Annotated in this window: 17 protein-coding genes; 11 read left to right on the top strand and 6 right to left on the bottom strand. The window is 54.5% G+C overall.

From position 1 onward, the window contains the following. Window positions 1-20: 20 nt before the first annotated feature. The 7 genes from atpG (at window position 21) to ACIPZ5_RS05595 (ending at window position 8,339) form a co-directional block, all read left to right on the top strand. Window positions 21-881 (top strand): F0F1 ATP synthase subunit gamma, encoded by an 861-nt coding sequence (gene atpG / locus ACIPZ5_RS05625; RefSeq protein WP_261942113.1) that lies wholly within the window; start codon window positions 21-23, stop codon window positions 879-881. A gap of 27 nt (window positions 882-908) precedes the next feature. After that, window positions 909-2,285 (top strand): F0F1 ATP synthase subunit beta, encoded by a 1,377-nt coding sequence (gene atpD, locus ACIPZ5_RS05620; RefSeq protein ID WP_085676549.1) that lies wholly within the window; start codon window positions 909-911, stop codon window positions 2,283-2,285. Between the two features lie 44 nt (window positions 2,286-2,329). Then, complete coding sequence (locus tag ACIPZ5_RS05615) at window positions 2,330-2,749, top strand: F0F1 ATP synthase subunit epsilon (RefSeq protein ID WP_085676548.1); 420 nt, start codon at window positions 2,330-2,332, stop codon at window positions 2,747-2,749. Window positions 2,750-2,870: 121 nt separating this feature from the next. Continuing rightward, on the top strand, window positions 2,871-4,238 hold the full coding sequence (glmU, locus tag ACIPZ5_RS05610) for a bifunctional UDP-N-acetylglucosamine diphosphorylase/glucosamine-1-phosphate N-acetyltransferase GlmU (protein ID WP_343594595.1): 1,368 nt from the start codon (window positions 2,871-2,873) through the stop codon (window positions 4,236-4,238). 165 nt (window positions 4,239-4,403) lie between these two features. Next, a complete protein-coding gene (locus ACIPZ5_RS05605; RefSeq protein ID WP_343594593.1) occupies window positions 4,404-5,180 on the top strand; it encodes a DeoR family transcriptional regulator in 777 nt (258 codons plus the stop codon). A 2-nt stretch (window positions 5,181-5,182) separates the two neighbouring features. Next, window positions 5,183-7,018 (top strand): glutamine--fructose-6-phosphate transaminase (isomerizing), encoded by a 1,836-nt coding sequence (gene glmS / locus ACIPZ5_RS05600; RefSeq protein WP_343594591.1) that lies wholly within the window; start codon window positions 5,183-5,185, stop codon window positions 7,016-7,018. Window positions 7,019-7,166: 148 nt separating this feature from the next. Beyond that, window positions 7,167-8,339, top strand: a complete 1,173-nt coding sequence (locus tag ACIPZ5_RS05595) for a TniQ family protein (protein WP_400807167.1) — start codon at window positions 7,167-7,169, stop codon at window positions 8,337-8,339. A 112-nt stretch (window positions 8,340-8,451) separates the two neighbouring features. On the opposite strand, the gene ACIPZ5_RS05590 is transcribed toward ACIPZ5_RS05595, so the two are convergent. Then, a complete protein-coding gene (locus ACIPZ5_RS05590; RefSeq protein ID WP_400807165.1) occupies window positions 8,452-10,056 on the bottom strand; it encodes a TnsD family Tn7-like transposition protein in 1,605 nt (534 codons plus the stop codon). 608 nt (window positions 10,057-10,664) lie between these two features. On the opposite strand from ACIPZ5_RS05590, the gene ACIPZ5_RS05585 reads away from it, so the two are divergent. Genes ACIPZ5_RS05585 through ACIPZ5_RS05575 form a run of 3 tightly spaced genes read left to right on the top strand, consistent with a single transcriptional unit; the run spans window position 10,665 to window position 14,970 of the window. After that, on the top strand, window positions 10,665-11,624 hold the full coding sequence (locus tag ACIPZ5_RS05585; RefSeq protein ID WP_400807163.1) for a hypothetical protein: 960 nt from the start codon (window positions 10,665-10,667) through the stop codon (window positions 11,622-11,624). Further along, window positions 11,621-13,630, top strand: a complete 2,010-nt coding sequence (locus tag ACIPZ5_RS05580) for a transposase (protein ID WP_400807161.1) — start codon at window positions 11,621-11,623, stop codon at window positions 13,628-13,630. The genes ACIPZ5_RS05585 and ACIPZ5_RS05580 overlap by 4 nt, the downstream gene beginning before the upstream one ends. Further along, entirely contained in the window at window positions 13,627-14,970 is a 1,344-nt protein-coding gene (locus ACIPZ5_RS05575; protein WP_400807159.1) for an AAA family ATPase, read from the top strand. The genes ACIPZ5_RS05580 and ACIPZ5_RS05575 overlap by 4 nt, the downstream gene beginning before the upstream one ends. 269 nt (window positions 14,971-15,239) lie before the next feature. Here ACIPZ5_RS05575 and ACIPZ5_RS05570 read toward each other — a convergent pair whose 3' ends face one another. Both ACIPZ5_RS05570 and ACIPZ5_RS05565 read right to left on the bottom strand, forming a co-directional pair. Further along, complete coding sequence (locus ACIPZ5_RS05570; protein WP_400807158.1) at window positions 15,240-16,133, bottom strand: HNH endonuclease; 894 nt, start codon at window positions 16,131-16,133, stop codon at window positions 15,240-15,242. Beyond that, window positions 16,130-17,698, bottom strand: a complete 1,569-nt coding sequence (locus ACIPZ5_RS05565; RefSeq protein ID WP_400807155.1) for an AAA family ATPase — start codon at window positions 17,696-17,698, stop codon at window positions 16,130-16,132. Before ACIPZ5_RS05565 ends, ACIPZ5_RS05570 begins: the two co-directional genes overlap by 4 nt. Window positions 17,699-18,273: 575 nt before the next feature. Here ACIPZ5_RS05565 and ACIPZ5_RS05560 point away from each other — a divergent pair. Then, complete coding sequence (locus ACIPZ5_RS05560; RefSeq protein WP_400807153.1) at window positions 18,274-20,238, top strand: hypothetical protein; 1,965 nt, start codon at window positions 18,274-18,276, stop codon at window positions 20,236-20,238. Between the two features lie 94 nt (window positions 20,239-20,332). Here ACIPZ5_RS05560 and ACIPZ5_RS05555 read toward each other — a convergent pair whose 3' ends face one another. From ACIPZ5_RS05555 to ACIPZ5_RS05545, 3 genes are all read right to left on the bottom strand, one after another. Continuing rightward, entirely contained in the window at window positions 20,333-20,974 is a 642-nt protein-coding gene (locus tag ACIPZ5_RS05555) for a hypothetical protein (protein WP_400807152.1), read from the bottom strand. A gap of 224 nt (window positions 20,975-21,198) precedes the next feature. Then, window positions 21,199-21,693, bottom strand: coding sequence for a hypothetical protein (locus ACIPZ5_RS05550; protein WP_400807149.1), 495 nt, complete (start codon window positions 21,691-21,693; stop codon window positions 21,199-21,201). A 13-nt stretch (window positions 21,694-21,706) separates the two neighbouring features. Next, complete coding sequence (locus tag ACIPZ5_RS05545; protein ID WP_400807148.1) at window positions 21,707-25,057, bottom strand: P-loop NTPase fold protein; 3,351 nt, start codon at window positions 25,055-25,057, stop codon at window positions 21,707-21,709. Window positions 25,058-25,556: the final 499 nt, after the last annotated feature.

Raw genomic sequence — 25,556 nt, 5'->3', positions numbered from 1 at the left:
GCTAACCTGATAGGTGATACATGGCAGGCGCAAAAGAGATTCGCAGTAAGATTGCGAGCATCAAAAGCACGCAAAAAATTACCAGCGCCATGGAGAAAGTGGCGGTCAGCAAGATGCGCAAGGCACAAATGCGCATGGCTGCTAGCCGTCCTTACGCGGAGCGTATCCGCCAGGTGATCGGTCATCTGGCCAACGCCAACCCGGAATACCGTCACCCGTTCATGATCGAGCGCCCTGTAAAGCGCGCCGGTTATATCGTGGTGAGCAGTGACCGTGGTCTGTGCGGTGGCTTGAACACCAACCTGTTCAAGGCCCTGGTCAAGGACATGAACGAAAACCGCGAACAGGGCGTTGAAATCGACCTGTGCGTGATCGGCAGCAAGGGTGCGGCATTCTTCCGCAACTTTGGCGGCAACGTCGTAGCCGCGATCAGCCACCTGGGCGAAGAGCCATCGATCAACGATTTGATCGGCTCCGTCAAAGTGATGCTGGACGCCTACCTGGACGGCCGTATCGATCGCCTGTCGGTGGTTTCGAACAAGTTCATCAACACCATGACCCAAAAACCGACGGTCGAGCAATTGGTACCGTTGGTGGCAACCCCGGATCAGGATCTCAAGCATCACTGGGACTACCTGTACGAACCCGACGCAAAAGAGCTGCTGGACGGCTTGATGGTGCGTTACGTGGAGTCGCAGGTATACCAGGCGGTGGTCGAGAACAACGCTGCTGAACAAGCGGCCCGGATGATCGCCATGAAGAACGCCACAGACAACGCCGGTGATTTGATCAAAGAGCTTCAACTGATCTACAACAAGGCGCGTCAGGCTGCGATCACCCAGGAGATCTCGGAAATCGTCGGCGGCGCTGCCGCGGTTTAACGGTTCAAAAATTCAGAGGATCCAGCTATGAGTAGCGGACGTATCGTTCAAATCATCGGCGCCGTCATCGACGTGGAATTCCCACGTGACGTCGTGCCGAGTGTTTACAACGCGCTGAAAGTACAAGGCGCGGAAACCACCCTCGAAGTTCAGCAGCAGCTGGGCGACGGTGTGGTTCGTACCATTGCAATGGGCTCGACCGAAGGCCTGAAGCGCGGTCTGGATGTCGTCGACACCGGTGCTGCCATTTCCGTTCCAGTTGGTAAGGCCACCCTGGGCCGTATCATGGACGTTCTGGGCAACCCAATCGACGAAGCCGGCCCGATCGGCGAAGACGAGCGTCGCGGTATCCACCAGCCAGCGCCTTCGTTCGCTGACCAGGCAGGCGGCAACGACCTGCTGGAAACCGGCATCAAGGTTATCGACCTGGTTTGCCCGTTCGCCAAGGGTGGTAAGGTTGGTCTGTTCGGTGGTGCCGGTGTCGGCAAGACCGTAAACATGATGGAACTGATCCGTAACATCGCCATGGAACACAGCGGTTACTCCGTGTTCGCTGGTGTGGGTGAGCGTACTCGTGAGGGTAACGACTTCTACCACGAGATGAAGGATTCCAACGTTCTCGACAAAGTAGCACTGGTCTACGGTCAGATGAACGAGCCACCAGGAAACCGTCTGCGCGTAGCGCTGACCGGCCTGACCATGGCTGAGAAGTTCCGTGACGAAGGTAACGACGTTCTGCTGTTCGTCGACAACATCTATCGTTACACCCTGGCCGGTACCGAAGTATCCGCACTGCTGGGCCGTATGCCTTCGGCAGTAGGTTACCAGCCGACCCTGGCTGAAGAGATGGGCGTTCTGCAAGAGCGCATCACCTCCACCAAGGAAGGTTCGATCACCTCCGTACAGGCCGTATACGTACCTGCGGACGACTTGACCGACCCGTCGCCAGCGACCACCTTCGCCCACTTGGACGCCACCGTCGTTCTGTCCCGTGACATCGCCTCCCTGGGTATCTACCCAGCGGTCGACCCACTGGACTCGACTTCGCGCCAGCTGGACCCGAACGTGATCGGCAACGAGCACTACGAGACCGCTCGTGGCGTTCAGTATGTTCTGCAGCGCTACAAAGAGCTGAAGGACATCATCGCGATCCTGGGTATGGACGAACTGTCCGAAGCCGACAAGCAACTGGTAGCCCGCGCTCGTAAGATCCAGCGCTTCCTGTCGCAGCCGTTCTTCGTGGCCGAAGTCTTCACCGGTTCGCCAGGCAAGTACGTGTCTCTGAAAGACACCATCGCTGGCTTCAGCGGCATCCTCAAAGGTGACTACGACCACCTGCCAGAACAAGCGTTCTACATGGTCGGCAGCATCGACGAAGCGATCGAGAAAGCCAAGAAACTGTAATCCCGGCGCCCCGCAAGGGGCGCTAATCAGGTTGAGGCAAGCAGATGGCTATGACAGTCCATTGCGATATCGTCAGCGCGGAAGGAGAAATCTTCTCCGGCCTGGTCGAGATGGTAGTAGCGCACGGCAACCTGGGCGATCTTGGTATCGCTCCAGGCCACGCCCCGCTGATCACCAATCTCAAGCCTGGTCCGATCACGCTGACCAAGCAAGGTGGCGATCGTGAGGTGTACTACATCTCCGGTGGCTTCCTCGAAGTGCAGCCGAACATGGTCAAGGTTCTTGCCGACACCGTGCAGCGCGCTGCCGACCTGGACGAAGCTCAGGCTCAGGAAGCCCTCAAGGCTGCTGAGAACGCCCTGAACGCGAAAAGCTCGGACTTCGACTACGGTGCTGCTGCCGCACGTCTGGCCGAGGCTGCAGCTCAGCTGCGTACCGTCCAGCAATTGCGCAAAGGCAAGTAATTCGGTTCAGGCCGCATACTTCCGTTGTGATTGAGTAAAAGGGTAGCCTCGGCTACCCTTTTTCTTTTTCCGAATTCTTCTCAGGTCACGTCCCTGACCGCCCAGGATTGGTAGCCAGTCAATGTCCCTTGATATCGTTATTCTCGCCGCCGGCCAAGGCACTCGCATGCGTTCGGCGCTGCCCAAGGTGCTGCACCCGGTAGCCGGCAATTCCATGCTCGGCCACGTTATCCACAGCGCGCGCCAGCTTCAGCCTCAAGGCATTCACGTGGTGATCGGCCACGGTGCCGAGTTGGTACGTGAACGCTTGGCAGCCGACGACCTGAATTTCGTCATGCAGGACAAGCAGCTGGGTACAGGCCATGCTGTTGCGCAGGCATTGCCGGCGATCACTGCCGACACGGTACTGGTGCTTTATGGAGATGTGCCGCTGATCGAGGTGGAAACCCTGCAACGCCTGCTGACCAAAGCCAACGACAAGCAGCTGGGGCTGCTCACTGTAACCCTGCAGGACCCGACCGGTTATGGTCGCATCGTGCGAGATGGTGAAGGCCAGGTGACCGCTATCGTCGAGCACAAGGATGCCAGTGAAGCGCAGAAGGCAATCAAGGAAGGCAACACCGGCATCCTGGCTCTGCCGGCTGCGCGTCTGGCCGACTGGATGGGCCGCCTGTCGAACAACAATGCGCAGGGCGAGTATTACCTCACTGATGTCATCGCCATGGCGGTGGCCGATGGCTTGGTGGTCGCCACCGAACAGCCGCACGACCCAATGGAAGTGCAGGGTGCCAATGACCGTCGCCAGCTGGCGGAACTCGAGCGCCATTACCAGTTGCGCGAAGGCCGCCGGCTGATGGCCCAGGGTGTCACCCTGCGCGACCCGGCGCGCTTTGATGTACGGGGTGAAGTGACCGTTGGTCGCGACGTGCTGATCGACATCAACGTGATTCTCGAAGGCAAGGTGGTCATCGAGGACGATGTGCAGATCGGCCCCAACTGTGTGATCAAGGACAGCACCCTGCGCAAGGGTGCGATCATCAAGGCCAACACTCACCTTGACGGTGCGGTGATGGGCGAGGGCAGCGATGCCGGCCCGTTCGCCCGCCTGCGTCCGGGCAGCGTGCTTGAAGCCAAGGCCCATGTGGGTAACTTCGTCGAACTGAAGAACGCTCACCTGGGCGAGGGCGCCAAGGCCGGTCACCTGACCTATCTGGGCGATGCCGAGATCGGCGCCCGTACCAACATCGGCGCCGGTACCATCACCTGCAACTACGATGGCGCCAACAAGTTCAAGACAGTGATGGGGGAGGACGTGTTCATCGGCTCCAACAATTCGCTGGTGGCGCCTGTGGAGATCAAGGCCGGTGCGACAACGGCGGCCGGTTCAACCATTACCCAGGTCGTCGAAGCGGGTGACCTGGCGGTGGCGCGTGCCCGCCAGCGCAATATCTCGGGCTGGAAGCGGCCGGAAAAGATCAAGAAAAGCTGAGTTATACACAGCTGCCTGAATCGAAAGCCGACTTATGTGAATAAGTCGGCTTTTTTATTGGCCCATGCAAGCTGGCGGTCGAGAAATTTTATCCACGCCTTGACGAATCGGCCATCTTAGGTTTTGATTGCAACCAATATCTTTCGAATCGAAACTTAAACGCCCATGTCGAAACGAAACACCCCCCAGCGCCGCCACAACATCCTCGCCATGCTAAGCGAGCAGGGCGAGGTGAGTGTGGATGCCTTGGCCAGGCGTTTCGAAACCTCGGAAGTGACCATCCGCAAGGACCTTGCCGCGCTGGAGGCCAACGGCCTGCTGCTGCGCCGCTACGGCGGTGCGGTACCGGTGCCGCAGGAGATGCTCAGTGAGCCCGCGCAACCGGTGTCTGCCTACAAGCAGGCTATCGCCCGCGCGGCGGTCGGGCGTATTCGCGAGCATGCGCGGATCATCATCGACAGTGGCAGCACTACCGCTGCCATGATCCCGGAACTGGGCCGCCAGCCCGGCCTGGTGGTGATGACCAACTCGCTGAATGTGGCCCGCGCCATCAGCGAGATCGAGCACGAACCGGTGCTGCTGATGACCGGGGGCACCTGGGATCCGCATTCAGAGTCGTTCCAGGGCCAGGTCGCCGAGCAGGTACTACGCTCTTACGATTTCGACCAGCTGTTCATTGGTGCCGACGGTATCGACCTGCAGCGCGGCACCACCACCTTCAATGAACTGCTTGGCCTGAGCCGAGTGATGGCCGAGGTGGCCCGCGAGGTGATCGTGATGGTCGAGTCCGACAAGGTCGGGCGCAAGATCCCCAATCTCGAGCTGCCCTGGGGCAGCGTGCACACCCTTATTACAGACGAACGCCTGCCCGCAGCGGCACGCGAACAGATTCAAGCCCGCGGCATCAACCTGATCTGCGCCGCGATCAGCCAGGAGCAATAAACATGTGTGGAATCGTTGGTGCCGTAGCCGAGCGCAACATCACTGCCATTCTCATCGAAGGCCTCAAGCGTCTTGAATATCGCGGGTACGACAGTGCCGGCCTGGCCGTCTACACCCAGCAGGGCGAGCTGCAGCGCCGCCGCCGCATCGGCAAGGTTGCCGAGCTGGAAGCTGCAGTTGCTGCCGAGCCGCTGAACGGCCAGCTGGGTATCGCCCACACCCGTTGGGCCACCCACGGTGCGCCGACCGAAGGCAACGCCCACCCGCATTTCTCCGGCAACGAAGTGGCGGTGGTGCACAACGGCATCATTGAAAACCACGAAGAGCTGCGTGAAGAGCTGAAAGGTCTGGGGTACGTGTTTACTTCGCAGACCGACACTGAAGTCATCGTGCATCTGATCCACCACACGCTGAAGACCCTCCCGGACCTCGCCGAGGCGCTGAAGTCTGCGGTCAAGCGCCTGCACGGTGCCTATGGTCTGGCGCTGATCAGCGTGAAGCAGCCTGATCGCCTGGTAGCCGCGCGCAGCGGCAGCCCGTTGGTGATCGGCCTGGGTCATGGTGAAAACTTCCTCGCTTCCGACCAACTGGCGCTGCGCCAGGTAACCGACCGCTTCATGTACCTGGAGGAGGGCGATATCGCCGAGATCCGCCGCGACCAGGTGAAGGTCTGGGACCAGGCCGGCCACGCGGTGCAGCGTGAAACCGTGCAGTACCACGAAGGTGCCGAAGCAGCCGACAAAGGCGCCTATCGCCACTTCATGCTCAAGGAGATCCACGAGCAGCCGACCGTGGTCCAGCGTACCCTGGAAGGCCGCCTGGGCAAGGACCATGTGATGGTCCAGGCGTTCGGCCCGCAGGCTGCCGAGCTGTTCGGCAAGGTGCGCAACGTACAGATCGTCGCCTGTGGTACCAGCTACCACGCCGGCATGGTAGCCCGTTACTGGCTGGAAAGCCTGGCCGGCATTCCTTGCCAGGTCGAAGTGGCCAGCGAGTTCCGTTATCGCAAGGTGGTGGTGCAGCCAGACACCCTGTTCGTGTCGATCTCCCAGTCCGGCGAAACCGCCGACACCCTGGCCGCCCTGCGCAACGCCAAGGAACTGGGCTTCCTCGGTAGCTTGGCCATCTGCAACGTCGGCATCAGCTCGCTGGTGCGTGAGTCCGACCTGACCCTGCTGACCCTGGCCGGTCCGGAAATCGGCGTGGCCTCGACCAAGGCCTTCACCACCCAGCTGGTTTCGCTGATGCTGCTGACCCTGGCCCTGGGCCAGGTGCGTGGCACCCTCGAAGCGGGCGTCGAAGCCGGGTTGGTGGAAGAACTGCGTCGCCTGCCAGCCCGCCTGGGCGAGGCCCTGGCCATGGACAGCACGGTGGAGAAAACCGCCGAACTGTTCGCCGACAAGCACCACACCCTGTTCCTCGGCCGTGGTGCACAGTACCCGGTGGCCATGGAAGGTGCGCTGAAGCTCAAGGAGATCTCCTACATCCACGCCGAAGCCTACCCGGCAGGTGAGCTCAAGCACGGCCCGCTGGCGCTTGTGGATAACGACATGCCAGTGGTGACCGTGGCGCCGAACAACGAACTGCTGGAGAAGCTCAAGTCCAACCTGCAGGAAGTTCGCGCCCGCGGTGGTGAACTGGTGGTGTTCGCCGACGAGAATGCCGGCATGAGCAACGGCGAAGGCACCCACGTGATCAAGGTGCCGCACATCGTCGACGAGCTGGCGCCGATCCTCTATACCATCCCGCTGCAGCTGCTGTCGTATTACGTGGCAGTGCTCAAGGGCACTGACGTCGACCAGCCGCGTAACCTGGCGAAGTCGGTGACTGTGGAATAAGCGAGTCGATGGTCGAAGCTGAAATGGTTTCCGACAATAAAAGCGGTACCGCGACAATAAAAGCTGTCATGCGCGACCGTGGCCTCCCGTAGGGGCCGCGGTCGCGTGGGTCGGCACGACACAGCTACGTTATTCAAGCAGTCTCAGCATGCTCTCCATACCGCGTTTGCAAATTCAGCCTGAAGAGTCAATTCGCTCGTATCTGGAACGTTCTTTGTTCCTCTGCTGGGACTCACATGCTGTCGACGAAATTCGGAAATTTCAAAATAAGGTTCGATTCTTCAAATCTGACCTGAAAGAAATTTCAGCCTTTCTGGGCTGGGGTGGCAGCTATGGTTTCGATCGGCTGATTTCTCTTCATACTTCCCTCGCTGTGAATTACGTTGTTAAACATTCACAGGATATTTCCTACTCGCGGAAGCTCTATCCGTTTAAGGGTGAGCCTTACGCCGAAAAAAATCTCAGTTACTGTCCTGAGTGCGCTAAGGAAGACCTAGTAAGGCTTGGCTTTTCATATTGGCGTCGAGCATATTCCCTGTTTGAAAACGACACTGTTTGCCACAAGCATAATACGTTATTGCTTACACACTGCCCGTATTGCGAAATTTCATTGGGCGATCCGAAACATCGTCTTGATGTAATGTGGAAAGGCTGTGACGGCCATTTTTTGTGGGAGGTGGAACCCTCCATTAATAATGACAGAGCAGAGTTCCAACGAGCACGCTTCAACCATGCATTTTGCACATCAGCTCGCCACATCTCGGCCGAGGCTGCAGTTAGTGCTGTGCGGCGTAAGGTAAAGGCTACGATGCCGGAAGGGGTCACCACGTGGCACGACATCTACTGGTTGGAGAAAGACCTCGAATTAGCGGCCATTCGCATGCACGATCAAGCCGTCGACAATGATGCTGCTCACTTAGAGAGCTCCCTTGAGCTCATAATAAAATCAATTTTTTCGCATTATGGCGACATTGATGAATTCACGCATGATCTTGGCATGGACGGCTTTTCGAGGTTAGTTCAGAAAGGATGGGGAACCTACTTAGCAATGGGTGATGAGTCCGCTTGGTACGTCACCGAGGATTATGGAATGGGGATAGCAGTTCTTTCCTGTCCCTATCCCTGTGATAAGTCGATGCGTCTCTCCAGTCAGTCGGCATTCCGTGATTTAGATTCTCTGTATCACTATAGCTGTTGTATGCAGAACGACAGTCCATCGCGACGTTTGATTAAAAGATCACACCTTGTCTTACCTCCCGTTCCCAGACTTGGTGTAAAAACTAGACAGAACATGGGCCAACGGGACGGTGCTGCTGTTTAAGAGTTCGCATTCAGCTTCCGCCAGGGAGCGAAACATAAATGTGCCACCGGCAGTCAGGGAGGATGGTCTATTTTTATTACGCCGCGAAACATGGCGGTCGACCGTGACACGGCTAGGTAAGGACTATCGATTTCACAAATGCTCGTGTGCGTGGGTAGCGGCCGTACTTTTCAAGTGCTCCGGCCAGCGTAGGACAGGCGAGAAAAAGCGCTCGACGGCTGACCTCGCCATCTCTGCAAGCTCTACCCAGTTCGCTGAAGGTGCTACGAACCAGGATGAGCAGGTCTTCGTCACGTTTCGCCCAGTCCACCCGAGAATGGTTACCCAGCCGTCCTGAGGGCAGCTCTCGTGTTCGTGAAAGCAGCCACTCACGATCATTCCGGTAGAGCCAAGCGTAGATGTCCGTGGCAAGGGCTCGGATGTCGTGTGGAGTACGGTTTTGTTGGGTGGCTGTTGCGGCGACCCATAGGGATCGATGCTTCTCCACGTTGGTCGTCAGAGACTGCTCTATCCAAGACCTCTTCACTTCTGGCTCTGAACGAAGCAGCTTGTTTACCGTCGATACCGTGATTCCGAATCTTGCGCAGATCTCGTTCTTGGGCTCCCCGCGGCACAGGCGGTCCAAGATGTCGTTGCGAATGGGTTGCTTAAGCACCTTCGGTCTGCGCGTCTGCGGCGTTTCGTTGGGAAGATCTGTGCTGAGAGATTTGCAGCATTGGTAATCAGCTTCCTCGTGGTCCGCCGGCCTCTCCTGGGCCTCCAGCCGTCCAACAGCGCGATCATACGCCTCGACAAAACTGCTCACCGATCCAAATAGCCAGGTGATCGCGACTAGGTGCCTGAGCGGATGACTGTGGCCCTGCCGGTCGCGGACGAGCTGCGCCCAGAAGGTCTGCACTTGCTGAGGCCTCGTCGGTAACGAAGCGAAGATTGGAAACTGTTGGAGCGAGGCGCAGTGATGAGCGAAGGCGTCCATTGTGAACTCGATCCCAGAAGCCAAGGCTGTCTTGTAAAGTGTTCTCACCAGGTCTGGTCGAAATCGCCGGCAACGCCCGCAGACTGCCAGATCCAAGACCGCCGTTGCGACCTGCTCCAATGCCTTTTGCAATGGTTCGGGAGCGGGGACCTTTGTCGGCTCAAGCGTGCTTTCACGTGGCAATACCCAGTGGAAGCGCCCAGACCACTGCCGGTTGTAGCAACTTTCTCTCAACATCTCCCGATGCGTAGGACATACCAGAACGCCTGGGTACTGATGGGAGAGATGCCAGTAGGTGAATCCTTGGGTGGCTAGGTCTGTCTCCATGCACTGCGAGCATGCCTTCAGCGGATGCTCGGCGCCGAATCGGCCGGTAAGGAGGCCTAACTTGTACTTCAGCGAACCCAGGGTTGTGCCCTCCATTACCTGCATCGCTTCCACTTCGTGATGAGCCGATTGGAAGGGCAGGAAAAATGGCAGGATCGTGTGCTCAAAAATAATCGATCGAGGACTTCCCCAGCTTGCTGCAGCTGCACCGTTTAGCGCAGCCAAGTTGAAGGGAAGATCGTGAGCGGTTGACGCTGTTGGCGAGCCGAAAAGCCAGGTGGATGTAGACGACGGGGTTGGACTGCTCAGTACAACGTGCTGACGGCTGCAGAGGCTATAGAAAGTCTCGTCCTCGGCCCATCTGGTGATAGGGGCGCGGGCAAAGTCAGTAGGGGCATTGCGGAGCGGAAGCATTTTCCAAAGCTCAGACCGAGGTCCGGGTACAGAATAAACGCAGAGCGCGCGCCTTGAAAATTCCCGTTAGAAATAGTGCCAAGAATTGGTTAGATAGAAATAGGGAAAAAACCTATTTTGTTAAACCAGAGTTTAATTATTAGGTTTCGGCCAAAAAATAGCGTGCGCTAATCTGTTGTCAGAAATTAAAACTGAGCGATAAAATTTAAGATTAAAGCGAAACGAGTTCAACCCAGCGTCTAGCCAGACACCTCTGACATCATAACTATTCCCGAGCAAGTAGCCGTAAGGCCACTACGCCACCTGATCAAGGATTTTCAAATGACATAACTCGCAGCAGCGCTAGAAAAGTCAGATAGAACAGGGAGCCCGAGTGACAGCTCAGGCCCCCTGTGGATAAGTCAGAAAGAGACCCTGACCCTTCCATTGTCTATCTCGCGCATGTGGGGCGTCAAGCCCCGCACGACTTCGTTCGTCCACAAGAAGGTTGGCGTTATCCACAGCGCCGTGAAGGGGCCTGAGCCCGTAGTACAAGGGTTTTGCCGATGGCTTGCCTGTTATCCCCAGCCCAGGCGCATCGGCAAAACCGGTGGCAATGGACAATAGAGATGACTCCCCAACAACGCTTCGCACTGATAATGGAACGCCAAGCCGGGTTCAAATGGGGGGACCAATACGTCCCCTCGATCATGGCGGTTCCAGGTGAGGCACCGAAGACCTCCAGACCCAGTCGGCTAAACAGTCGCTTGCTGGGCCGTACTATCCACACACTCTCGCGTCCAGAGCGTGTATTCACTCAGTTGGCTCTCTATCATCCTGATCTGTTTGATTTGCATGAGCAGAAGATGCTATGGCCAATCAACAGCTCGCATCCGCTGTTTGGGCATCCTCTGATGCATGGCGTTTTCCCTCACCCAGTACGGGGAACAACCGACATTGCGCAAGAGATTGGCTTCCAGCACTTCGAGATCGTAGTACAAGGTTCCGATGGGCAACGAGAGCGGATGCCTTTTCCCTACCAGGGAGACCTACTGCTCTACCTGCATGGAAAAAATGGACCTTATGCACTGAATTGGTCGGTCAAGGATAGGAAAGATGCCTTTAGCGAACGCAGGAGCGGCCAAGCCAAAACTCCGAAGCAGCAGAAGAAGGACAGAACGAAAGCTAAGCTTCGAGCAACGCTTGAGGAAGCCTACTATGCCAGTGCCGGCATCAGAACCGTTCAGGTATCCCTGGACCTGCTCCAATCCACGCTCGTTCAAAACCTGGGGCTACTATTCCCCATGCATGGTCTTCCCCTGAGGCTCGAACCCAGCTTGCTGGAGGATTTTAGCTGCGCGGTCAAAGAAGCTGTCGATGAAGGCGTGCCACCGGCGTTGATTGCTATCCAATATGCAGATCATTGGGGCGCACGTGATCAGTTCATCTGTCAGATCTACCAGGACATTTGGTATCGCCACCTTCCGGTGAGCCTACTCGATCCGATTTTGATTGATCAGCCACTTCAAAAAGACGGGCCTGATGTTTTGGCGGTGTATGCCTCGCTCTTTGAGGAGTATTCCTCATGATGATGGGATCGCGCATTGTTGCGCCCGAAGGCTATAAGTCACTGCAAAAAGGTGAGGTGTATCATTTTTTGCTCAGTGATGGAGCCAACAATCGGGTGCGGCTGGTCTTCTTCAGTAAGGCTAAAAATAGTCTGAAGGCACAGCTTATTACCTTCGGTCGAATCGAGTTTGAGGAGGCGCTTGAGAATGGCCTGTTGATAGAAGAAGCTCCGGATAAGTTTCCTCCCTGGCTCGCCAATATCCAAGGTGTGTCAATTCAGCATCTTGAAGAAAATCGGAAATCAGCTAAAGAGAGTTATGACCAGAAAGTCAATCGTAGGTACTTAGCAATCGCCGGTCTAGTCGAGCGTGCCAACAAGATACTGTCTGCCGACAAACCTTCCCGAGAGATTACCGCACATGCGCAAGATCAATCACCACCGCAAAACCCTACCCGGCTGTGGCTTTGGTTCTTAACCTACATTGTCTTCGGGAGAAACAAATGGGCCCTGCTGCCGCCATTACACGCGGCCGGCCGGTGGAGTCGTGAGGATCATGCCTGCAAACAGAAGCTAGGGAGGCCTTCGCGTAAAGGCAAAAAGTGGGGATTTCATGCTGACCGTACGATGCGAGACAAAATACTTGAGGGCTTCCTTTGTGAGAGATCCAAGGAAAAAACTCAGGGTCAGATTTACAGCGAAGTACTTACAAATTTTTTCGGCTGCATATCTGTCCCAAAAAAACGCCAAGGGCATAAATTTATCCATCCTGAGGGTAAACCTTTCCCCACGAAACGGCAATTTTGGTACGCGATAAAAAAACGAGTTCCCCAGCGTGAGCTGTCATTGGCGCTCAAGGGACGTCATGATAGTAGAAAATTTTCTGGCTCCGAAGGAGAATTTTCCGAACTATTGACCAACATAAATCAAGTCGTTGAATTTGATGGCTATTACATCTCTGAAAATCCAGCGGGGTTAATTGAAGGAACTGCACAGAAGGGTTATTGCGTTATACGCGGTACATGCGAACTCTCAGGGGCAGTCACGGCAATCGGTTTTTCCGAAGCTGGCGAAACCATGGAAGCTTATCGTATGGCACTTTTCTGCATGGCAATCAACAAAGTCAAATTCTTCGAGCTTTTCGGATTTGTCTTGGATCCCGAAGAATGGGCTTGTGAGGGGCTTTCGGGTGATATCATCTTTGACAGAGGCCCAGGAGCGACCTTCGACTGCTTACCAGAGATCAACTGGCTTGGAGCGTTCGAACTGACGCCTACCTTCTCAGGCCAATCCAAAGCCACGGTTGAATCCTCTCATCCACGGGATAGACATCCAACAGCCCAGCCAAGCCATTTCCTCAGCGATAAGAATTTCATTTCGCTGGCGCGTAGGGAGCTCTGGAGGGTCGTTATGGATAACGCTTCGTCGGATGCCACAAGTCGACTTAATGACGACATGGTCTTGGCGGGCGTAAGGCCAACACCACAAGGCATCTGGGATTACTGGGATGCCCGAGGACGTAACTCGTCCATTTCCATGGAGTTCGATACCGCAGTCAGAACATTTTTGACCCCCACGCCGGTCAGCATCACCCGGGATGCCGTTTACCTGCACAAACGGAAATACCGATCGGAAGCTTTGATTGCAACCGGGGTCTTTGATCGCGCTGCTAGGCACGGTGTGATTCAGACCACTGCCTACGTGCTGACAATGTGTGTAAGGCACATCTGGATCGAGGTCGAGGGTGTTCTCTATGAGCTGGATGTGATGCGCTCTGTGAAGACGACAGAGGGAACAATCGATTTGACCCTTCGAGAATTGTGCGAGCTTGGTCAAATGCGGCGCGACAGCGAGGCCGATCTGGAAGAGGAAATTCCAGCGACACAATGGTTCTACCGAAATCGTTACGAGCAGGCCACCGGGGAAACATGGGGTGGGGGTGTACGGAAGCCTGGTGGGGCGCCCAAGAATGCAGCAGCCAAGCGCGACAGTGCAGACGTTGCTCGTTTTAGAGGGAAATCGCAATGAATGCCGCGATCGACTCACGGTTTGACGGATGCTTCGAGATCGAGCAAATCCGCAAGCGTGTGACCCTTCAACCTGAACCCTTGGGCGACCTCAGCCAATTGAATCCAATGATCGCGGGTGAGGTGATATTGGACAGGCTGAAACAGATCTATCTGCCCAATCAGTTTTCGCTGACCTTCATCCAGGAAATGGTCGGGCGAGCGGATCTGTTCAGCCGAAGCGTGTTTACGAGTGAGCGCGACTACCAATCGAAAATCTACAACCCGCCTGATGTCGAGGTCGCACCCATCTGCTTAAGTGGCCTGGCCGGGGTAGGAAAATCCCAGACCATTGCGGCGCTGATGCGTTTGCTTCCGTCGAATGCTGAGTTCGAAAGCACCCATTTTCAGGACAAAGTACCGCTAGTCTCCTATTGGTACGCAAGTGCCCGCGACAAAGCCCGCGGAAGGCAACTGCTCGCTGATTTCTTGTTGAATTTCGACCCTAGTGAACAGAAAACCAACGCTTCCCGGCTGTTGAATTTATGCCGGTGCATCGTCCACAGGCATGGCGTATCACTTCTGCTGCTGGACGAGACTCAGCATATCGTCAAAGGCCAAGGCACTGCCGTGGTGACTGACATACTTCTGACCCTGGCTCGGATAGGTCTGCCGATGATCTACCTCGCCAATTACAGCCTGTTGCATAAGCTCATGGGACGAAATCAGGAGGACACTCAGCGATTGTTGATCCAACCCAGAGTCATGCAGCCGGACGATCCGGCCGGCCCTGACTGGAAGGCATACATCGCTGAGTGCGTCAGGATAAGCAGCGGCCAGATACGAGCAAATGAGGGGGAATTCGCTGCGGAGCTCTACCGCTTGACCTTTGGACTGAAGCGATTGGCCGTGCACCTGCTAAGCCTTGCCTACATTGAGTGTCGCAAGGCCCGCAGAAGCCACATCGTGCTAAGTGATCTAAGCCAGGCCTACCGGTCTACGGAATACTCCAGCAGCAGGAGAGATGTAGAGGAGTTGTACCGGATAGCGGTGGAAGGCCCTAGAGGGACGAAACGGATGGACCTCTATTGTCCTCTAGAAGGGCCGGCTGCTCGCACATCCAACATTGTGCAGTTCGCCAGGCAGGAGAGAGACGAACGCGTCACTGCACTGGCGATCGACTCCTCCATGACTGAGCAGGAGCGCAAAGCGATAAAGCATATCGAATCAGCAAGCCGGAGCCCCCACGCCAAACCCCCGCGACGCAAGCCTTTACCCAAGGCCACCCCTGGTGAAACTCAGATGGCATTCGCGAAGTATGTGGAGGAGATGAACTCGGGTAAGCCTAAAAAACCCAGCTGAAAAGTGCCTGGAGGATGGAGTATGTAAACCACTTTTTTTACCTGTAAACCTGTGTGGTTTACAGGTAAAAAAAGTGGTTTACACGGCCAGCAACTGGCCGTCGCGAATGCCTGCTCTGGCTCGATAGCTGCCGGTCGTAGATCACCGCTTTCGACCCAGAGCAGTCGTTCGAGGTGTCTACGAAACCAGGGTCGATTCATACATGCTCCTGGATCGACCAGTCACCGAGGGGGTGCCGTACCCATATCTTGATTCGCCAAGCACCATCGTCATACCGCATGTAGAGCCTCACCAGGTGCGTTTACCTGAGGTCTATTTCGTATCTGGCTATAGCCTTCCGCGCAAAACCAGTCGGAATCTCGTAGCCCCTCGTATAGCGCCGTTTTCCAAGAGTTTGGATCACGGGCATGACGTGATCTGAACTGCCCGCTCAGGTGCGCGCGGATACCTTCCGCTCCTCCTGCGGCGCCTATTTCCTCAAGTGCGTAAGAGATGTCAGCTAATTCGCTCGCAGCTTGTGCGACATATAGCTCCTCCAAGCCCATCACTTGAAAGTGATTACGCACTCGTGCCGTCAGCACTGCATCCCATGCCCCCGCGGGGCGGATGGTGAAGGATACCGTAGGTGGCGCCGAAGGTTGAATTTCTGCAACCAACCAACGCTCGTCACTAAGGTTATCAAAGTAGGGATGAAGCGTCTGACTTTCGGCATTAGTCGGGGCACTTGCGAGCTTTCTCTTGTTGCAGTCTGAGCAGGCAGGAATGAGATTCACAGGGGTCAGGTTCAGCGTCGGGAAGCGGGTCTGAGGCAAGTAATGATCAATCGTCGCGACGATCCTCTGCCCACAGAGCGGACAAGCTCCAAACTCTGGTGCCATTTTGATCTGATCATAGAGCGGGCGTGAGGGCGAACCTTGCCGGGCAAAATGTGATTTATAGATTATGCCCATCAGATTGGCGTTAATCGCTGGAGTTACGGAATCGCTCGGTGCGATGCGATAGAGCTGGCCGGTTGGTCCAAGCTCTAAGTATTCGGCTTCGCTCTGCTGAATGGTAGGCAATGCGTCCACTAGTGCCTGGGCGCGGTCCACAATGGTGATGCCAGAAGCACAAGTCAGGACGGTATCTGAAGCCTGAATAGGAGGTAGATCAAGACGCTTCATGGGGTCGTCCTACGTTGGACCAAGCCTCTAGCTAATGCTTGGGCCTCTACGCCTAGCTGTCCATTAAAGTGTTGCTCGACGCCGGCATACGTCATACCAGGCCGTCTCGCAACGGCGGCGACTAATTTATGGAACCCTGAATGTGTGACTTCCAAGCCGAATACCTCACGAGTGAGCACCCCGGCACTCTCTCCAAACGTCTCGATCGAAGGGCGTTCAACAGTCGATTGTGCTCGAGTCCTTCTCAGCATCCATACGCAGCTCCGCGGGACCTCCTGCAAGACCACTGGTGAATGAGTCGAGATCAAGGCAACTCCATTCCTGGCTACCAAGAGATCAGCCACAGTGCGTAAAAATGCTGATAGCAACGGTGGATGCAGATGACCTTCAGGCTCATCCAGTACCACCAGCGTTTGCTCGTCGACCAACTCGACCAGGCGGGTAGTTGTCAGCAGCACAATGGCATGGCCTGAGCTTAGTAAACCGAAGAAACGGGTCACCCGGCCCCGCCAATCATCGCCACCCTCAATGAGTTGCTCGACTCCGGTTTCAGCAAATAAAGGATCGGTGGATAGAGTCGCAACAGCATTGAGCCAGCGGCTGCGGCGGGGCTCATTGAGGCAGCGTTCAAGGCTTGTGACGAAGTCACCAGCCAATTCGGCAGTGCTTTTTAGAACGTCTTCGAGGTTCCCTGCATCATCCTTCTGCTGAGAGCGCAGCCCTACGAATGTTGCAGGCGTTCGCTGAACGGCGGCGGAAGGAAGTTCGAATGAATCGAAGGCGCTGAAGGATACAGAGACCAAGCCTGAGAAGGTCCAGTCGTTTTGATTCTCTCCAAGCCGTTGCAGAATGCCTCGGGGTGCGCTCTCGCTATCACGATCTAGCAGCGTGTTGATGATGCTTTGGATACACCGCGTTTTACCTACACCGTTACGCCCAACAAGCACGTGGAGGTTGGTTGGCGGGACGGCTTCAGGAATCACCTGGAACTGCATTTGGGCTGGGGGAGGTGGTGGGAGCCCTCCCATCTCAACGGGGGCTACGGGCAATGTGTACTGGAACTCGAATCGCGTCAGTATTGGATTTCCATGCGCCAGGCGATTCAGTCGATTGCGAACATTAGGTTCATGAATTGATCGAAGGATCGATTCATACATCACCATTTCCGCACGGTGTCGATCCAAGATTTCCAAATTATAGGCGCAGTCGCACAGGCCCTTTAAAACAGTGATGCCGAGACCCTGTGGGAGTGACCGAAGTGTCTCGTAGTAGTCCTCGTCCTGGCCGACTGAGAAAAATTGCTCAGGATCCAGCTCGTCGAAGTTCTCTGGAAGAGCAGGGGTTCGTGTTCCGGCTGGAAGATCTGGTGCACTTGGGCTTGGCAAAAGCCCTGCTTGGCCAATTTTAACGGACCCAACCCGGTGGCGGGAGCCGGTTCCGTCGAACACGTGGAGCGTAAACATGGTGCGGAATTTGAACCAGTCGTCCCAATAGTCAACAACAAGGTATGCATGGTTCATACCTTGCTGAGGTAGCTGCAGCGATCCGCGTATAAGAGTAAACATCCGTTTCTACCTCAACCGTATGGCGGGCTATGATCCGCAATCTGAAGCCCTGTGGCCGTTTTTTGGTGCGGAGTAATGTGCGCTTGGCATCTACCTGGCATAGCTAACCCAATGCCTCCGGTCTGCATGTTTGATGACACGTTGAGGAGATCGTACGCCCCAGTTATCTCGTTAGCCAGGCCGGTCGGGACAACCTGTTAGGGCCACAAGCGGCCAGTAGGCTGCGGTCTGAGTTGCATCATATTGGTCGCCGGCCGTCTCGCCCGACATTCAACCTGGTTCTTGAATAGGCGACCCCTTCCCAGGGCAATTTGCACGCAACCATGATTAGCGGTTGTATCAAACTCCCGAATTTCGCCCGTTGCTTTTTCACTCGCCTGCAGCTTATCCTGAGCACGTCCTGGTCAGGGGGTGCTGGAAGAGCTCTAACCCCGATCGGTTGCGATCTAGGGGCAAATACTTTCACCTGCATACCCATAACCTTTCCGATTCGGTCGGTGCTTACCTGTCTTCCAGCAGATTCCTTCAAGCACACAAGCAGCTTGCTGCCGACCTAAATTTTTCGGAATGACGTTATGAACCGCATTACCCTCGCTTCGCGCGACCTCCCCAAGCTTTCCCGTATTGCCTTGGCCGTTTTCGACTGCGTCGAGAACATCCACTGCACGAACAAGCACAAATTGACGGACTTGATCTGCCAAGCGATGGGCTATCGCAACCGGCACGATGTGGATGCCGAACTTCGAGTCCGGGAGCCCGTCTTGCCCGAGGCAGGCACTATCACTCTGCACGAACTCCAACTGACCCTTGCCCGCGGCCTGCAGCGTATTGTCGACAAGCAGAGCGGGGGCCGCCAGCAATTGGATTTGGTGGAAGCGTTCAGTCACGTCCTGCGAGCGGATCTTGAACCCCTTTCGATTTACAAATCCACGGTTGAGTACCTGCATACACAGCTTTTGCTGGCAGACGCCGACAAGACTGCCAACCCGGTTCTGGCGCGAGCCGCTGCGCGGAGGAATGCCGAAATCGAGCAGTGCTGGACACCATACCGTGAACGCTTGAAATCGGATGCTTTTGCTCCCTACCAGATTGCGGTCCGTTATGACCGCAGCTTGGGTTACTCGGACGATCACAGGCCGCTAGTTCGTCATTGGCCCACTGCAGTGAGTCTATTTCGCGCAGTTCAGGCTGCACGGACGGATCGTGACATTCCCTTTGGCCTGACCCTAGACGATCTGCATGACCCTGATGGGACCGCAGGGCTTATCCCTCAGGTGCTGATGCACTACAGCGTCATGAAAATTGAAGATTTCGTTGTTCGCGAACGCATTCCCTACCATGAGGTAATCTGGCTCTTCTCGGATGAGGGCGAGTACATCGGCCGGGTGCTGCGCCACACAGTGCATGGTGCGATAGTCGCTGGGCTGCTGCACACCGATGAGGATGTACTGGAAGGAAAGGCCAGTGTGTTGATTAATGAGCCCCTGACCTGGATTCATCAACAGCATTATCAGTTCCTTGAGGCGCGCGGCACGCTGCCAGTGTTCACGCTCAAGGCCGGATATCAGCCGCCCAAAGGGATTGCGTCGCTGCAAGACCGGCCCCGTGTGCCGGTAGAGCATCTGGTTCGCATCCCAGGCCTGTCGGCGGGCTATCTCTTGATAAACAGTGGTGCGCGAGTTGATGAGAAAGCCTGGGATATCAACGGCCAGCGCATTTCCATTCACCCCGAGCTCTCCAGCCAGCGAGCATACGAGATCAGTTATCTGGAGTGTGAGAGCTGGCTTGATGAACCGGACTTGCCCGAACTGTTCCGGCAGCCCAAATCGGTTGTCCCGGATGACCTACTGCGCCACGAAAAAGTGCGGTCCTTCCTGCCCGATTACGCAATCGAGCTACAGGAGCGGGCAACCTACCTTTTCAACACGGCTCTGGATGAGTACGCACAGGTAGTCGTCGAACAGCTGCAGCGTGGAGAACTGCTGCCGAAACTGGAGACGGATGATGACCTGGCCCAGGCAATGGAGGCCCAGTCGTTCACCCATCTCTATACTTCGGACGAGGCCGGAACTGGCCAGCAGGACCTCACTATCCATGCTGTTGCCGCTGCCCTGAAAGCACATGACTCCAACTATGAACGGTTCGGGGCCTACACTTTGTGGCGTGCCCTCGGGCTCTGCGGCCCCAAGCAACTATCAGGAGAAGTTCCGTCGAACTTACCCGTGATGCTGGCTTATCTTGCCGGCGCGTGCGCTGCCGAAACAATTATCGAACCTGTGTCTGAAAGGGTTCTGCATATGGCCGTCGGGCAATGGCTGGCAGGCCTGCTGCCTCTTCAGAGCATCCCGGCTGTTATCAATCGCTTCCATGAAATCCAGCAAAAACTGACACTGCAGGAGGAACGCATGGCAGCAGTCAAGGCATATGTTCAAGAGCATAAGGCGCTTGAACGAGCAGCTAATGCGCACGGTATGGCCTATGTGTACGGGAAAGTCCCGGTCTCTGAGCCGGAAAGGTTGAAACGGGCCAAGCGCCATTGAGTGCTCGGGGTGTGTTGCTAAAACGGTGACGCACTCCCGGTTACCCCGGTGTCTGGCATGGGGAATATTGCACTAACTCTGTAAATTTTAGCTGTCAAAGAGGCCGTAGTTTTAAAGTGCTTGGCAGTCCAGCATGTACCATGTCGATGCCAAACGCGATATTCCAGATGCCGCGCTGTTTGAGGGTAAGGCCAAACTCATGTTGGCTACCCATCACATACCCGGCGCGAACAGACTCCAGGCTCTGTCGTGCACCCACATGTCGCCCCATGACTTTGTGAAACATACGTTCATCCAGCGGAAAAGTTTTACCAAGATACAGCCGGTCGTACGGAGCCAGTCCTCGTCGTTCTGCCGATGCATGGGAGCGATTGGCTGATTTAGGTACGGCGGCGAGTAGCAGGTAAGGTACGCCTATTCTTGCGGCTAGTGATCTAGAGAAGACATGGTCTATATCACACCCAGCAGGTATTACACTAAAGAAGCGTCGAAACAGTATTCGGTATCCTTGGTAGGCATAGTGCACGTACAGGTAGTAGGTATCTGAAGCTTTAATGCAGAAGGCATTGCGTGATTTGATACGGCCAATTGAGTACGCAGTTCCACCGAGGGCATCAGCAATCAGTTTTGCACGATGGCCAGCCGCCACCAGTCTATGAGCCTCTACGCCTCGCTTGATTCCGCCGATTCCACGCAGAGAGTCGGGAGCAATATTTTTCTTAAGGGAGATCAGCATCTGGAATGTTTCCACATATGGCAATGTCGGCCTTGAGTTGTCGGACTTAGGTTCCTGAATTTTATGTGGCGTTTCTCTTAGTAATTCTGCTTTTCCTCAACAAAGCCTAGCCATGGGCTACATCCCTATGGCCTCAAAGGGAGGGGTCCCTGCTGGTTTGGCTGAGATACGAGCAATATACGCCTTACTATCAAATTTGGCATTCTCAAAAATAGGTAACGTGGTTATCTATATTTTGAAATATGAGCATCATTTTTATTGAAACCAATTCGGCCGGAACTTAGCCAGGATAGTAGTGACAGTGCTTTCAACCTCAAATAAGCTTGGCGAGGCATGGTGTCTGATATTACAAAAGTTCTTCCGCAATCCAGTTGGACACAGTAGGCATAGCGCTTTGATTTTGAAGGGTAGCCTCCAAGAATCACTCCTTGATATGTTGATCTGGCGTCAACCTTTATTGGGAACTCAAAGCTTTTATTGACTTTGCTGTCGCATATTTTTTGCATCCATTCAATTTCTTCGTCGAGCGGTAGGTGCCCTACCGATGATATGAAGACCGGGAACGAACTGTCGTTATTTATTGAAATGAAATCCGATGTTCCATATGGCCCTTTGTTTAAATTTAGCCTGATGCGGTGAGCATCTTTTTTAAATGTGAAATACAGCGCAGTTAAAGAGATGCCCAAAGCAAAAATAGATATCCACTCAGATATGCTCATGTGTTTCCTGGTGTTATTTTCCAAATATAGACTTTGCCAGCTCTTTCATGCGCGTCTTATACCCGTGTTGCTCGGCTAGGTTCGCATAGATAGTTGGGAGGCTGGCCTTAAGTTTTGTCATCAAAGAGGAGTAGGTATCCTTATGTTCCTTTGAAATCTTCCATTCAGCGAACTGTGCAGATCTAGAGTCTAGGAAAGCCGTAGCGGCTGCAGTACCTACTGTATCGTTGTTCATCATTAGGAGTATCTGTAGAAGACGTTCCTCTTCCTCGGGCGTTCTGGGCGTGATGTTTGGCAACAGTTCGCCGTATTCGCTAAGGATGAAAAGCGCTGCCTCTATAACTACCTTTTGATCGTATAGGAAGGGTCGAAGCACCGTGCCGATGATGACCTTAGTGTCTCTCTCAAAGAGGTCGATTAATAATTTGGAGTTAGAAATGTTCTCTGCGGATGGTTTGGTAAACGGGATCCGTTTGACCGCTTCTGCGAGCCAAGCTGAAACAGCTTGGTGTGCAAGGGCCTCACCTGAAAAATCAATTTTATTGGCAAGCATGTACCGAAGGGCAGCCCGCTCGTTGGTTTTCGCACCTTCGATAAAATTTGTCCACCCGGAAATATCAATGCTAGCGCCAAAGCTGCGGTCAAGTAAGGCGGCCCGCAACTCTAGCAGCTTAGTATTAGAACCTTCAAGAATTCGGTTCAAGAACAAAATATCGATATCTGATAGCACCGGTAATCTTTCTGGCTTAAGCTCGAACGATGTGAACCAATCCAGTAGCTCGGGTTCCGCTAAGCTGTATTCACTCAGAGTATCAGCAAGTCTCGAATAATATTCGTACAAGAATTCAGAGGATACTAAAGCAATGGCGTGTTCCTTAATTAATCTAGCCAAGATTGGTGCTACAAGGTGTGAAGATTCCTCCTCCAGAGTCAGTTTGAATAGGTGTTCGGAAGTAGTCGCTGTTCGTACCAGTGTAATAAGATACTCGTGTTCGGCCTCAAACGCTTCCTCTATTCCTGATATCTCACTCAGAGGGACTCCCGTTTTCAGCCTCATGTAAATGACAGCAATTGAGACCTTGATTCGGTTGGATTTCACATTTGGCAGATGCTGCAGTATCAACTGCTGAGTCGTGCTAGAAAGCTCTCCAAACAGGGCTGCTGCAAACCACACCCTGTGCTCCGCGGGGTTGAGGGCGATTGCCTTCGTAACAGCGGCGACCTGCTCTTCGCCCAAGAAATAGGATCTCCGAACGGTGCTCAACCTTCTTTGGCCGAAATAGGCTGTGAAGCACGGCAACCAATCTTCGTTATCGAGCGGAACTCTGGCCAGATTCTCGTGTTCCGAAGATGCCAATTGCTGTACGGCATCCATAAGACCTCGGTCATTGAGACTGATTTCAGACGCATCAATTTTCTTGAGAGCCGGATTGGGCATTACCATCTGGAATAGTAGTTCCGCGCTGCTAATAACCAGCGGATTGAACGATTCACTCATTGAATCCAAATAGCTGTCGTAATTCGAGATGGTGTCTCGGTATCTTTCAGCGGAGTCCAGATCGTATGGCTCTTCTAACATGTCTTCGAACGCAGTCTTAGCTGTTGACATCGCACTCATGAAAATTTCTTTGCGCAAGCCAAGGGCGATCAAGCCTTTGATTGACTCAAAGTAGTTGGCATCGGGCTTTTCTGAACCCAACTGATAGCTACTAGTAAATTTGTCACTTACGTGAGGCAGTAGATCGTCAACATTGCCCCCCTCAATCTTGGAGGCTTGATAGAGTGTTTTAAGAAGGCTAGATGCGGAAATCGCACTCTCCAGACGACGGACGAAAGAGTCCTTGAATCCGAAGTATGGAATAAGTGTGGCAAGCTTCTTGCCGTCTTGGGAGTCGATAGCGTCCTCAAGAGGTTGATCGATTAGTTCTGCGATGGCGATGTCCGAAGATGTCTGGAAGTGGATCTGTAGAATCTGGATGGGCCAACCTGTTTTCATATCTTCGCCGAGCATCAACTTCAACGTGCGCTTAGTCTTGTTGATGTTAAGTGCCACAGTTTGAGCGACGGCATCTTCAGCCACTGTCGCACCTTCCACCGCTGGTTCGACCTGTGGAGCATCCGGATCCTTCAGCATGGTCTCAATAGCCACACCATTGTATTTGCAGATTGCCAGATAGGCCGCGATACAAACTACGCTTGGATTGTCCGCAGTGACCAACAATGTGGTGGCGATGTCGTTAATGAATCTCTTCTGAAGGCGAGGGGTCACGAGCCCCCCAGCCATCGGGCTGTGCCGCTGCAAAATCACGCTGCACGCATCGGCATCCGCCAGATCGGATGTGCCAAAGCTCTCACTCCAAAGCTTTCTGAAGGCATCTTTCCAGCCGGATGTGATAATCGGCGGTGTCCTGAACACGACTGGAAATTTTTTAGCGATGAAGTCCTTAGAATCATACGTCTGCTCACTGTCACCATTGAGGTACTTGGAGACCTTCGTGGAGCAGAATGGAACGATGACACTGAGATTTTCCTGTCCAGTTACGGAGGTGAAGATTTCCAGATCGCTCCATACAGAACGCAGAACGTCCCGTGGCAACCTGTCCAGGTTATCGATCACGATAATAATGTGATGATCCTTAACCGCTTGCAGGTGTCCTCCTAGTGCCCGCTTTAAATCGAGAGGGCTAACCTCCTTGCTTACCTCAACGGTTTCAGTGATGCGGTCGTCTGAGTTGCCTTTGAGCAGACTGGTCAGATTCCACCGTTTTTTGGGATCTTTCTCTCTCCGACTGGCTAGGTATGCGAAAAGCAGGATAAAGCCGGGCGCTGTGCATGCCAGGAGATAGAGACCGTGGAGCGAAGTGGTGAGCGGAGTTTCGCTGTGAAGCCTAATCAAATAATCACGGATGAAGGTCGGAGTAAGAACACCGCTAGCGATCAGTAGCACGGCCCAGATGCTGATATGACTGCGGGTGTCCTTCGTATAGCTGTAGTGTCGACCAAGCGCGATGTCTCGATTTGTTTCTACGCCGGGAATTTCTTTATCGCGACGCAGCTCCTTGAGGAGCGCGGTGACCTTTTCCGTAAGCACCTCGATGAAGTTACTCTTGATCGACCCTTGGTAGTTTTGCTCGCAGTCGAATACCCAGAGTTTTGTCTTTGACGTCTCCTTCGATATCTTTTTTTCAAGCATCTGAAGGATTGAGCTCTTGCCGGACCCGAACTCGCCGTCCAGACCAATGACTCTGTGATTGCCCTTGCTCTTGATGTAGTCGTGCATCGCTTGGGCCACACGATTATGGCTCTCACCTTTGAACGCATCGACATCCGAAGGGCTTTCGTTTTGGAAGTTTAGGTTGTTCATCAGTCCCTTGCGCCTAAGCCGGCCAGTGCAGTGTGGCCAATTGCCGTACAGAATACGACTTTGATATCAGCTTGGTAAGCGGATGGGTGTCAGCGCAGCGGTGACGATGACCGAGGCCTTAGCCTATAGGAGACCGTAGAGCAGTCAGAGCGGTAGCTGGCGTGATGACCCGGCGCAGCAGCCTGAAACAACCCATCGGTAACGCTGGACCGATTAAGCCTGAGATCCAGGCAACAGTCGCAATTTGACCAGGAAGTCATTGATCGGGTAGCGATGCGTGCAACCGAAGGTGCTTCAAGTAGCGCCTTAACATAGGGATGCTCACACTGACGAGTAGTGCTGACTGTGCCAAAGGCCTGTGAAGTGTCGATTTCCTGCCGGGTAATAGCCGCTCCAAGCTTCAGGTATCTCCTCAGGGATACGTGCTTCACGGAGAGCGGCGAATTGCTCGTCCAGGCGTTCGACCAAGCGATGGTAATCCTAGGTGGATTGGAGCTTT

It is taken from the genome of Pseudomonas sp. NPDC089428 (assembly GCF_044749325.1).
Taxonomy (GTDB): domain Bacteria; phylum Pseudomonadota; class Gammaproteobacteria; order Pseudomonadales; family Pseudomonadaceae; genus Aquipseudomonas.
The sequence above is the reverse complement of the archived record's forward strand: the minus strand, read 5'-3'. Positions and strand labels throughout refer to the sequence as shown.